The following is a 12,333-nucleotide window of genomic DNA, read 5'->3' on the forward strand; positions in this document are numbered from 1 at the left end:
AGGGACTAAGCACACGTTTTCGGGATTCCAACAAAAGATTAGTCTATGAGCGCAGATAATAAACAATCGTTGCCGGCCGTTACGCTGGCTGCTATCGGGGTTGTGTACGGTGATATAGGTACCAGCCCGCTTTATACCCTTCGTGAATGCCTGTCCGGGCAGTTTGGGTTTGGCGTTGAACGCGACGCCGTGTTTGGCTTTTTGTCGTTAATTTTTTGGCTGTTGGTACTGGTCGTCTCCATCAAATATCTCACCTTCGTGATGCGGGCGGATAACGCCGGGGAAGGCGGGATCTTAACGCTAATGTCGCTTGCCGGGCGTAATACGACGGCGCGAATGACCTCTGTACTGGTGATCATGGGGTTGATTGGCGGCAGCTTCTTCTACGGCGAGGTGGTTATCACACCGGCGATATCGGTGATGTCGGCCATAGAGGGTCTTGAGATAGCCGCGCCGCAGCTCGATCAGTACATTGTTCCCCTTTCTATTATTGTTCTGACGCTGCTGTTTATGATTCAGAAGCACGGCACCGGGATGGTGGGCAAGCTGTTTGCTCCGGTGATGCTGCTGTGGTTCCTGACGCTCGCTGTTCTGGGCGCGCGCAGTATCATCGGCAACCCGGAAGTTCTGCAGGCGCTTAACCCGGCCTGGGCGGTGAATTTCTTCGTGCAGTACAAAGCCGTGTCGTTCGTTGCTCTCGGCGCTGTTGTGCTGGCTATAACCGGGGTTGAAGCGCTATATGCAGATATGGGGCACTTTGGTAAGCTCCCGATTCGCATCGCGTGGTTTATCGCGGTTCTGCCTTCATTAGTTCTGAACTATTTTGGCCAGGGCGCGCTGCTGTTAAAGAACCCGGAAGCGATTAAAAACCCGTTCTTCCTGCTGGCACCTGACTGGGCGCTGATCCCTTTATTGGTCCTGGCGACGCTGGCAACGGTTATTGCCTCTCAGGCCGTGATTTCCGGCGTATTCTCGCTGACTCGTCAGGCGGTTCGCCTGGGTTACCTCTCGCCAATGCGTATCATCCATACCTCGGAAATGGAGTCCGGGCAGATTTACATTCCAGCGATTAACTGGATTCTGTATATCGCCGTGGTGATCGTCATCGTTAGCTTCGAACATTCAAGTAACCTGGCGGCGGCATACGGGATCGCAGTAACCGGCACGATGGTGCTGACCTCGATTCTCTGCTGTACCGTCGCGCGCAAAAACTGGCACTGGAATAAAATTGCCGTGCTCCTGATGTGCGTGGGCTTCCTGTTTATCGACGTGCCGCTGTTCTCTGCTAACCTCGAGAAAATCGTCTCTGGCGGCTGGCTGCCGCTCACGCTGGGGCTTGTCATGTTTACCATCATGACGACGTGGAAGAGCGAGCGTTTCCGCCTGCTGCGCCGTATGCACGAGCACGGTAACTCGCTGGAAGCGATGATTGCGTCCCTTGAGAAGTCTCCGCCGGTTCGCGTACCGGGCACCGCGGTTTATATGTCCCGCGCGTTGAACGTGATCCCGTTTGCCATGCTGCACAACCTGAAGCACAACAAAGTGCTGCATGAGCGAGTCGTACTGCTGACGCTGCGCACCGAAGATGCCCCATACGTTCACAACGTTAAACGCGTTTCTATTGAGCAGCTGTCACCCACCTTCTGGCGCGTGGTGGCCAGTTACGGCTGGCGTGAAACGCCGAACGTGGAAGAGATTTTCCACCGCTGTGGTTTGGAAGGCTTAAGCTGTCGGATGATGGAAACCTCGTTCTTCATGTCGCATGAGTCGCTGATTATCGGCAAGCGTCCGTGGTATCTCCGCCTGCGTGGCAAGCTGTTCCTCGCCCTGCAGCGAAATGCCCTGCGCGCGCCTGACCAGTTTGAGATCCCGCCGAACAGGGTTATCGAGCTGGGCACCCAGGTCGAGATTTAAGTCAGCCAGTCTTTACTGGCCTGATGCCCTCACCCCAATCCTCTCCCACAAGGAGAGGGCGCAAAGACTAAAAAACGGTACTCAGGTACCGTTTTGCATTTATTAGCGAAACGTTTCGATGTTGATCACACTTCTTTAACCTGGTGGTTGTTTAACCGCCACCTCTTTTCCTACACTCATTATCAGCGAAACGTTTCGCTAGTGGAGCAGGAAAATGAAGAAAGGTACCGTTCTTAACGCTGATATTTCGGCCGTTATCTCCCGTCTGGGGCACACCGATTCACTGGTGATTGCCGATGCCGGGCTGCCAATTCCGCGCCATACACAGCGCATTGATTTGGCATTAACTCACGGCGTTCCGGGCTTTATGCAGGTCGTGGATGTGGTAACGCAGGAAATGCAGGTTGAGGCGGCAATCATTGCTTCTGAAATCAAACAATATAATCCCGCGCTTCACGAAACGTTGCTCAGCCATATTGAGCAACTGCAAAAACACCAGGGAAACACCATAACTATTCGTTACATCAGCCATGAGCAGTTCAAGCAGCACACCGCGGATGCACATGCGGTTATTCGCAGCGGGGAGTGTTCCCCGTATGCGAATATCATTCTCTGTGCCGGCGTAACCTTCTGAGGAGGTCAGCATGGAACCCTTACTGCAACTTAAAGGGATCGATAAATCGTTCCCAGGGGTGAAAGCCCTGTCTGGTGCGGCGTTGAACGTTTACCCGGGCCGCGCAATGGCGCTGGTGGGTGAGAACGGCGCCGGCAAATCCACGATGATGAAAGTCCTGACCGGGATCTACACCAAAGATGCCGGTTCGCTGCTGTGGCTGGGAAAAGAAACTGCCTTTAGCGGGCCAAAAGCGTCTCAGGAAGCCGGTATCGGGATTATCCACCAGGAACTCAACCTGATCCCGCAGCTCAGCATTGCGGAGAACATCTTCCTTGGCCGCGAGTTTGTCGGGCATTTTGGCAACATTGACTGGAAGAAGATGTACCGTGAAGCCGACAAGCTGCTGGCGAAGCTGAATTTACGCTACACCAGTGAGCGTCTGGTGGGCGAGCTGTCGATTGGCGATCAGCAAATGGTTGAGATTGCCAAGGTGCTGAGCTTTGAATCCAAAGTCATCATCATGGATGAACCGACCGATGCGCTGACCGACACGGAAACCGAGTCGCTGTTCCGCGTTATCCGTGAGCTGAAGGCTCAGGGCTGCGGCATCGTTTATATCTCCCACCGCATGAAAGAGATTTTTGAGGTGTGCGACGACGTGACAGTGCTGCGTGATGGGCAGTTTATTGCCGAGCGCGAAGTCTCCACGCTTACCGAAGATACCCTGATCGAAATGATGGTTGGCCGCAAGCTGGAAGACCAGTATCCGCATCTGGACAAACAGCCCGGCGATATTCGCCTGCGGGTCGATAACGTATCTGGCCCCGGCGTGAAGGCGGTTTCTTTCACACTGCGTAAAGGCGAAATCCTCGGCGTTGCCGGGCTGATGGGTGCCGGGCGTACCGAATTGATGAAAGTGCTTTATGGCGCGCTGCCGAGAAGCGGTGGCTATGTGGCGCTGGATGGCCGTGAAGTAGTGACTCGTTCTCCGCAGGATGGGTTGGCTAATGGCATCGTTTATATCTCTGAAGACCGCAAGCGCGATGGGCTGGTTCTGGGGATGTCGGTGAAGGAGAACATGTCGTTGACCGCGCTGCGTTATTTCAGTCGCGGGGCTGGCAGCCTGAAGCATAAAGATGAGCAGCAGGCGGTGCAGGACTTTATTCGCCTGTTCAACGTCAAAACGCCTTCCATGGAACAGCCAATTGGCCTGCTGTCCGGCGGTAACCAACAGAAAGTTGCCATCGCGCGTGGCCTGATGACCCGTCCGAAAGTGCTGATCCTCGACGAGCCAACTCGTGGCGTCGACGTTGGGGCGAAAAAAGAAATTTATCAGTTAATTAACCAGTTTAAAGCCGAAGGGTTGAGCATCATCCTTGTGTCGTCCGAGATGCCGGAAGTGCTGGGCATGAGCGACCGCATTATGGTTATTCACGAAGGGCGACTGAGCGGGGAGTTCTCCCGTGAAGAAGCCACCCAGGAGGCGCTGATGGCCGCGGCCGTTGGTAAGCTTAATCGAGTGAATCAGGAGTTAGATAAATGAGTACCCAGACCGTGTCCACCCGTCGCTGGTTCACCAAAGCGTGGCTGATGGAGCAAAAATCGCTGATCGCTCTGCTGGTGCTGATTGCGATTGTCTCGGCCCTGAGCCCGAACTTCTTTACCGTGAATAACCTGTTCAACATCCTGCAGCAAACGTCGGTGAACGCCATTATGGCGGTGGGGATGACGCTGGTCATTCTGACCTCCGGGATCGACCTGTCCGTCGGTTCTCTTCTGGCATTGACCGGGGCGGTGGCGGCCTCGATTGTGGGCTTTGAGGTCAATGCGCTGGTGGCCGTTGCCGCTGCGCTGGCTCTTGGGGCTGCCATTGGTGCCGTAACGGGTGTGATTGTAGCGAAAGGGCGGGTTCAGGCCTTTATTGCCACCCTGGTGATGATGCTGCTGCTGCGCGGGGTGACGCTGGTTTACACCAACGGCAGCCCGATGAATACCGGCTTCTCGGACAATGCTGATCTGTTTGGCTGGTTCGGTATTGGCCGCCCGCTGGGGATCCCAACGCCGGTCTGGATCATGGCGATTGTCTTCCTGGCCGCGTGGTACATGTTGCACCATACTCGCCTGGGGCGTTACATCTATGCGCTCGGCGGTAACGAAGCGGCAACGCGCCTGTCAGGCATTAGCGTCAACAAAGTGAAAATCATCGTCTACTCTCTGTGTGGTCTGCTGGCGTCGCTGGCCGGGATCATCGAAGTAGCACGTCTTTCCTCTGCGCAGCCAACGGCGGGTGCGGGATATGAACTGGATGCTATTGCGGCGGTTGTGCTGGGCGGTACCAGCCTGGCGGGCGGCAAAGGCCGGATTGTCGGCACGCTGATCGGGGCATTGATCCTCGGCTTCCTGAACAACGGTCTGAATTTATTAGGTGTTTCTTCTTATTACCAGATGATCGTCAAAGCGGTGGTAATTTTGCTGGCGGTGCTGGTGGACAATAAAAAGCAGTAAAACCATAACCCTACAGGACATCTGACTATGAACATGAAAAAACTGGCTACCCTGGTTTCCGCTGTCGCCCTGAGCGCCACCGTAAGCGCAAACGCCATGGCAAAAGACACCATCGCGCTGGTGGTGTCTACCCTGAATAACCCGTTCTTCGTGTCGCTGAAAGATGGCGCGCAGAAAGAAGCCGACAAGCTGGGCTACAACCTGGTGGTGCTGGATTCACAAAACAACCCGGCAAAAGAGCTGGCCAACGTGCAGGACTTAACGGTTCGCGGCACCAAATTAATGCTGATTAACCCAACGGATTCCGACGCGGTGGGCAATGCCGTTAAGATGGCAAACCAGGCTAAAATCCCGGTGATCACTCTCGACCGTATGGCAAACCAGGGGACCGTGGTGAGCCACATTGCTTCTGATAACGTTGCTGGCGGCAAAATGGCCGGTGATTACATCGCTAAGAAACTGGGCGACGGCGCGAAAGTCATTGAACTGCAGGGTATTGCTGGTGCTTCCGCAGCCCGTGAACGTGGTGAAGGTTTCAAACAGGCTGTTGCGGCACATAAATTTGACGTGCTGGCCAGCCAGCCCGCTGACTTCGACCGTACTAAAGGTCTGAACGTTATGCAGAACCTGCTGACTGCACACCCTAACGTTCAGGCTGTGTTTGCTCAGAACGATGAAATGGCACTGGGTGCCCTGCGTGCGCTGCAAACCGCGGGTAAATCTGATGTGCTGGTCGTCGGTTTCGATGGTACGGCTGACGGCGTGAAAGCGGTCGAAGGCGGTAAACTGGGCGCAACAGTGGCTCAGATGGCTGACCAGATCGGCGTTATCGGTGTGGAAACCGCTGATAAAGTGCTGAAAGGCGAGAAAGTGGATGCGAAAATCCCGGTTGATTTGAAACTGATCACCAAATAAGAACCAAAGAAAAGCAGGGCAACGCGCCGCTCAGGTATGAGCGGCGCACTCAAACTGGATATTAAGATATGAAAAGCACAGGCAAACTCGTCGTTCTTGGCAGCATCAATGCTGACCATATCCTCAACCTCGAACATTTCCCAACGCCGGGTGAAACCGTCACCGGGCAGGGGTATCAGGTGGCGTTCGGCGGTAAAGGTGCGAACCAGGCCGTTGCGGCAGGGCGCAGTGGAGCAGACATTGCGTTTATTGCCTGTGTGGGCGATGACGACACCGGCGGTCGCGTGTGTAAGCAGCTTGCCAGCGATAATATTGATACTTCGCCAATCAGCACGATTAAAGATGAAGCGACCGGCGTGGCACTGATTTTTGTCAACGGCGCAGGTGAAAACGTGATCGGCATTCACGCTGGCGCGAATGCCGCTTTGACTCCCGAACTGGTGGCAGCGCAACAGCAGAAAATTGCTGATGCTTCGGCGTTATTAATGCAGCTGGAATCCCCGCTTGAAAGCGTGCTGGCCGCGGCGAAAATTGCCCATCAGCACCAGACCAAAGTGATTCTGAATCCGGCCCCGGCCTGTGAACTCTCTGATGAACTTCTTTCTCTGTTAGATATGATCACCCCGAACGAAACTGAGGCAGAAAAGCTGACCGGCGTACGCGTTGAGAACGATGCAGATGCCGCCAAAGCTGCAGAAGTGCTGCACGGTAAAGGTATCGACACGGTGATTATCACGCTAGGTAGCCGTGGCGTATGGCTAAGCGAAAAAGGTCACGGCAAACGAGTGCCGGGCTTTAAGGTAAAAGCTGTCGATACTATCGCTGCTGGCGACACTTTTAACGGTGCGCTGGTGACTGCGCTGCTGGAAGAAAAACCGATGGAAGACGCCGTACGATTTGCTCACGCTGCCGCTGCAATTGCCGTGACGCGAAAAGGTGCTCAGCCGTCCGTGCCGTGGCGCAAGGAAATAGATGAGTTCCTGCAGCAGAGGTAAGCCATGGCTACCATGAAAGACGTCGCCCGCCTGGCGGGCGTTTCGACTTCTACCGTTTCTCACGTCATTAATAACGATCGCTTTGTTAGCGATGCCATTCGCCAGAAGGTTGAGGCCGCGGTAAAAACGCTGAACTATGCGCCTTCTGCGTTGGCCCGTAGCCTCAAGCTGAATCAAACGCATACCATTGGCATGCTGATCACCGCGAGTAGCAACCCCTTCTATTCCGAACTGGTTCGCGGCGTGGAGCGCAGCTGCTTTGAGCGCGGCTACAGCCTGGTGCTGTGTAACACCGAAGGCGATGAGCACCGCATGAACCGAAATCTGGAAACGCTGCTGCAAAAGCGCGTCGATGGATTACTGTTGTTGTGCACCGAAACGCATCAGCCTTCGCCTGAAATCATCAACCGCTACCCGACTATCCCGACAGTAATGATGGACTGGGCTCCGTTTGAGGGGCAGAGCGATGTGATTCAGGATAACTCGCTGCTCGGCGGAGAAATGGCGACACAGCACCTGATCGACAATGGCTATACCCGTATTGCCTGCATCGCCGGGCCGCAGGATAAAACGCCTGCCAGACTGCGCCTTGAAGGCTACCGCAAAGCTATGGCTCAGGCCGGGCTGGCTATTCATCCGGGCTATGAAATTATTGGCGACTTCGAGTTTCAGGGCGGGTTTAGCGCCATGAGCGAACTGCTTACCCTGGCGGACAGGCCGGACGCTGTATTCATGGGGAATGACGCTATGGCCGTTGGGGCCTACCATGCTTTATATCAGGCTGGTCTTAGCATTCCGCAGGATATGGCGGTGATTGGCTACGATGATATTGAACTTGCACGCTACATGGCGCCGCCGCTGACGACGATTCACCAGCCCAAAGATGAGCTCGGCGAATTGGCCGTGGATGTGCTGATCCACCGAATGAGGCAACCCGATCTGGCGCAGCAACGGTTACTGCTGACGCCAGAGCTGGTGGAGCGAAGCTCCGTTTAAGGTTTGTGACGTTCTTTTATTAAGTTGCGCCCGTCTTTGGAGCGCAGTAGCAAAAATACCGCCGATGAGACCAGCGTTATCGCGCCCATCGTCAACAGGGTGTAGTGGAATTGCTCGATGGTATTGACGCTGTCTATGCCTTCCCATGCTCTAAGCACCGCGGCACTAACGGCAACCCCAAGGCTAATTGAAAGCTGCTGAGTTACGGCCAGCACGCTGTTGCCGCTGCTGGCGTTTTCATCCGTCAGGTCCGCAAGGGTGATGGTGTTCATGGCCGTAAACTGCGTCGACATTGCCATCCCTAATATAAAGAGGGGCAGGATCAGCAGCCAGACTTCCATGCCCGGTGACTGCAGCGAGAACTGGGCAATCAGCAGGCCGATGACCAAAGTGATCCCGACCAGCGTTTTACGATAGCCCAGCCAGCGCAGCACCTGCGTGACGGTCGATTTAGCCAGTAGCGAACCGACCGCCGTAGGTGCCATCATGCAGCCAGCCAATAATGCTGAATAGCCAAATCCCACCTGCAGCATAAGTGGCATTAAAAAAGGCACGCAACCGGTGCCGAGGCGTGAGGCTATATTGCCGACGATGCCAACGGAGAAGGTACGCGTCTTAAAGAGAGGCAGGGGAATAAGCGGCGTTGGAACGCGGCGGGCATGCCAGACATAAGTCAGCAGCAGTAAAATCCCGCCCAGAATCACTAACATGCCTATATAGCTGGCGACAATCCGCTCGCCAAACAGCTCAACCCCGCTGGATATCAGCACCAGGCCCGCGCCAAATAGCAAGAAGCCGCTCATATCAAACCCGCGCTTCGGCGTGGTGAAGTTGGGCATGTACTTGCGGGCATACAGCAGGCCCAGAATGCCAATCGGAATATTGATTAAAAATATCCAGTGCCAGCTTGCCCAGGTGACCAGAACGCCGCCGAGCAGTGGGCCAATAATGGGGCCGACCAGACCGGGCATGGTGACAAAGTTAAGTACAGGCAACAGCTCGCTGCGTGGGTAAGCCCGAAGTAATGCCAGACGGGCAACCGGCATCATCATCGCGCCGCCAATTCCCTGAATCACGCGAAAGATGACCAGCTCGGTTAAAGACCCAGACATGGCGCAGGCAAAAGAGCCGAGAGTGAACAGGCTAACGGCCAGCATAAATACGAGGCGTGTGCCGAAGCGGTCCGCTAACCAACCGCTTACCGGGATAAGCATGGCGACGGTTAAGGTGTAGCTAATAATGGCAGCCTGCATGGCCAGCGGGGAGCGATTCAGGCTATGGGCTATTGCCGGTAGCGCGGTGTTAAGGATGGTGGCATCCAAAGCCTGCATAAAGAAAGCCATTGCGGCTATCCAAGGCAGGCCGGCCATGCTGCGTGCTGTTTTCGTCATTATTATCCTGAAGGTTATGTGCGCTTTAGACTACCGATGAGTGACGGGTTCCTTTAATAGCGCCAGGCAGGCGTTAAAAGCGGCCTGTCCCTCTCCCTTAGCAATGGCATCCACAATCGCCTGATGCAAATCGAGCTTAATGACTTCGTTATCGGTAATCGCGGTGAAGTAATTGTAATAAATCGATCTGAATAAGTTCGCGAAAGATGTCATGAAAGGGTTACCACTCATTTCATAGATGAGTTCGTGGTAGGCCATATCCACTTCAATCCACCGCTGACGGTCAAAGGCCGTCTGCAGTTCTGTCATTTGCGCCATCAGTTGAGTAAGCCTGGTTCGCTGCTGCTCATTACTATTAATAGCGGCTAATGCGCAGGCCTGTGGCTCCAGGCTATTACGCATAATCAAAAACTCTTCTACTACATGGCTGAAGTTATCTTTGGTCATCCACCAGGCTATCAGTTCTTTATCAAGGAAGTTCCAGTGGCTGCGGGGCATGACGCGAGTGCCAATCCTTGGGCGAGGCAACAGCATGCCTTTAGCGGCTAGCGTCTTGACGGCTTCACGAACGGCAGTCCGGCTGACGCCAAAGAGATCACCCAGTTCCATCTCGCCCGGAAGAATGCTGCCTGCCGCATATTCACCCTTGAGAATTCGCTGGGCAATTTTCTCTGCCAGCACATAAGAAAGGTTTTTTTGGGCGGCGAGTTGTTGAGTGGATAAAGACATGACGCAATTCCTTTAGCTGTATTTCTTACCCTAGTATGCCACCGGCGGTGATTTTGCGGTGATTTATGCAGCAAATATCCCTGATTTGCTGGCTTTCTGCGCGCCATTGGTGAAAAAGAATGCGGTCAGAAAGTTTTTTCAAATTAGGGGTTGTCAGGCTCTGAGAACTCCCTATAATGCGCCTCCACTGACACGGCGAAGCGGCTTCGAAAGCGGCTTCACAACCCGGTAGTCAGTCAGACGAAAGCGAAAATAAACGCTTGACTCTGAAAGAGGAAAGCGTATTATACGCCACCTCGAGTTAGCAAGCGAAAGCGACTGACTCACTGCTCTTTAACAATTTATCAGACAATCTGTGTGGGCACTCGCAGGATTGATATCTCAGCATCTTCGGATGCAAACAAATATCAAGTCTTGAAGAGTGACTACTGATTTTATAAACAGTTTTAATTCTTTGAGCATCAAACACTTTTAAATTGAAGAGTTTGATCATGGCTCAGATTGAACGCTGGCGGCAGGCCTAACACATGCAAGTCGAGCGGTAGCACGGGGAGCTTGCTCCTGGGTGACGAGCGGCGGACGGGTGAGTAATGTCTGGGGATCTGCCTGATGGAGGGGGATAACTACTGGAAACGGTAGCTAATACCGCATAACGTCGCAAGACCAAAGAGGGGGACCTTCGGGCCTCTTGCCATCAGATGAACCCAGATGGGATTAGCTAGTAGGTGGGGTAATGGCTCACCTAGGCGACGATCCCTAGCTGGTCTGAGAGGATGACCAGCCACACTGGAACTGAGACACGGTCCAGACTCCTACGGGAGGCAGCAGTGGGGAATATTGCACAATGGGCGCAAGCCTGATGCAGCCATGCCGCGTGTATGAAGAAGGCCTTCGGGTTGTAAAGTACTTTCAGCGAGGAGGAAGGCATTAAGGTTAATAACCTTGGTGATTGACGTTACTCGCAGAAGAAGCACCGGCTAACTCCGTGCCAGCAGCCGCGGTAATACGGAGGGTGCAAGCGTTAATCGGAATTACTGGGCGTAAAGCGCACGCAGGCGGTTTGTTAAGTCGGATGTGAAATCCCCGGGCTCAACCTGGGAACTGCATTCGAAACTGGCAAGCTTGAGTCTTGTAGAGGGGGGTAGAATTCCAGGTGTAGCGGTGAAATGCGTAGAGATCTGGAGGAATACCGGTGGCGAAGGCGGCCCCCTGGACAAAGACTGACGCTCAGGTGCGAAAGCGTGGGGAGCAAACAGGATTAGATACCCTGGTAGTCCACGCCGTAAACGATGTCGACTTGGAGGTTGTGCCCTTGAGGCGTGGCTTCCGGAGCTAACGCGTTAAGTCGACCGCCTGGGGAGTACGGCCGCAAGGTTAAAACTCAAATGAATTGACGGGGGCCCGCACAAGCGGTGGAGCATGTGGTTTAATTCGATGCAACGCGAAGAACCTTACCTACTCTTGACATCCAGAGAACTTTCCAGAGATGGATTGGTGCCTTCGGGAACTCTGAGACAGGTGCTGCATGGCTGTCGTCAGCTCGTGTTGTGAAATGTTGGGTTAAGTCCCGCAACGAGCGCAACCCTTATCCTTTGTTGCCAGCGGTTCGGCCGGGAACTCAAAGGAGACTGCCAGTGATAAACTGGAGGAAGGTGGGGATGACGTCAAGTCATCATGGCCCTTACGAGTAGGGCTACACACGTGCTACAATGGCGCATACAAAGAGAAGCGACCTCGCGAGAGCAAGCGGACCTCATAAAGTGCGTCGTAGTCCGGATTGGAGTCTGCAACTCGACTCCATGAAGTCGGAATCGCTAGTAATCGTAGATCAGAATGCTACGGTGAATACGTTCCCGGGCCTTGTACACACCGCCCGTCACACCATGGGAGTGGGTTGCAAAAGAAGTAGGTAGCTTAACCTTCGGGAGGGCGCTTACCACTTTGTGATTCATGACTGGGGTGAAGTCGTAACAAGGTAACCGTAGGGGAACCTGCGGTTGGATCACCTCCTTACCTAAAAGATACAACCCGCGTAGTGCTCACACAGATTGTCTGATAGATGTAGAGAAGCAAGGCGTCTTGCGATTGAGACTTCAGTGTCCCCTTCGTCTAGAGGCCCAGGACACCGCCCTTTCACGGCGGTAACAGGGGTTCGAATCCCCTAGGGGACGCCACTTGCTGGTATGTAAGTGAAAGTTGCGTGCCGAACTATCTCAAAGCTGACTTGAAAGAGTCATGTTTGAGATATTTGCTCTTTAACAATCCGGAACAA

9 protein-coding genes, 1 tRNA gene and 1 rRNA gene are annotated in these 12,333 nt (G+C 54.1%); 9 read left to right on the plus strand and 2 right to left on the minus strand.

The features are described from left to right. Positions 1-45 precede the first annotated feature (45 nt). From kup to rbsR, 7 genes are all read left to right on the plus strand, one after another. Positions 46-1,914, plus strand: coding sequence for a low affinity potassium transporter Kup (gene kup, locus AAIE02_RS14145; protein WP_008457772.1), 1,869 nt, complete (start codon positions 46-48; stop codon positions 1,912-1,914). A gap of 214 nt (positions 1,915-2,128) precedes the next feature. Further along, complete coding sequence (rbsD, locus tag AAIE02_RS14150; RefSeq protein WP_008457773.1) at positions 2,129-2,548, plus strand: D-ribose pyranase; 420 nt, start codon at positions 2,129-2,131, stop codon at positions 2,546-2,548. Positions 2,549-2,558: 10 nt separating this feature from the next. Then, complete coding sequence (gene rbsA / locus AAIE02_RS14155; protein WP_166994953.1) at positions 2,559-4,073, plus strand: ribose ABC transporter ATP-binding protein RbsA; 1,515 nt, start codon at positions 2,559-2,561, stop codon at positions 4,071-4,073. Next, positions 4,070-5,035 carry a ribose ABC transporter permease gene (gene rbsC / locus AAIE02_RS14160; RefSeq protein WP_008457775.1) on the plus strand — a complete coding sequence of 322 codons (966 nt, stop codon included), beginning with the start codon at positions 4,070-4,072 and terminating at the stop codon, positions 5,033-5,035. Before rbsA ends, rbsC begins: the two co-directional genes overlap by 4 nt. 27 nt (positions 5,036-5,062) lie before the next feature. Further along, positions 5,063-5,950, plus strand: a complete 888-nt coding sequence (gene rbsB / locus AAIE02_RS14165; protein ID WP_008457776.1) for a ribose ABC transporter substrate-binding protein RbsB — start codon at positions 5,063-5,065, stop codon at positions 5,948-5,950. Between the two features lie 68 nt (positions 5,951-6,018). Next, a complete protein-coding gene (rbsK, locus tag AAIE02_RS14170) occupies positions 6,019-6,945 on the plus strand; it encodes a ribokinase (RefSeq protein ID WP_336983685.1) in 927 nt (308 codons plus the stop codon). Positions 6,946-6,948: 3 nt separating this feature from the next. After that, a complete protein-coding gene (gene rbsR, locus AAIE02_RS14175; RefSeq protein WP_498532801.1) occupies positions 6,949-7,941 on the plus strand; it encodes a ribose operon transcriptional repressor RbsR in 993 nt (330 codons plus the stop codon). On the opposite strand, the gene mdtD is transcribed toward rbsR, so the two are convergent. Together mdtD and AAIE02_RS14185 are read right to left on the minus strand one after the other, a co-directional pair. Then, on the minus strand, positions 7,938-9,332 hold the full coding sequence (gene mdtD / locus AAIE02_RS14180; RefSeq protein ID WP_498532802.1) for a multidrug transporter subunit MdtD: 1,395 nt from the start codon (positions 9,330-9,332) through the stop codon (positions 7,938-7,940). The two genes, rbsR and mdtD, sit on opposite strands and share 4 nt — an antisense overlap. A 30-nt stretch (positions 9,333-9,362) precedes the next feature. Then, positions 9,363-10,061 (minus strand): FadR/GntR family transcriptional regulator, encoded by a 699-nt coding sequence (locus AAIE02_RS14185; RefSeq protein ID WP_008457780.1) that lies wholly within the window; start codon positions 10,059-10,061, stop codon positions 9,363-9,365. A 473-nt stretch (positions 10,062-10,534) separates the two neighbouring features. Here AAIE02_RS14185 and AAIE02_RS14190 point away from each other — a divergent pair. Together AAIE02_RS14190 and AAIE02_RS14195 are read left to right on the plus strand one after the other, a co-directional pair. Continuing rightward, positions 10,535-12,074: ribosomal RNA gene (locus AAIE02_RS14190) — 16S ribosomal RNA — on the plus strand. Positions 12,075-12,159: 85 nt separating this feature from the next. After that, positions 12,160-12,235 (plus strand) — tRNA-Glu (locus AAIE02_RS14195). Positions 12,236-12,333: the final 98 nt, after the last annotated feature.

This window comes from Cedecea sp. Ae19-4 (assembly GCF_059801165.1).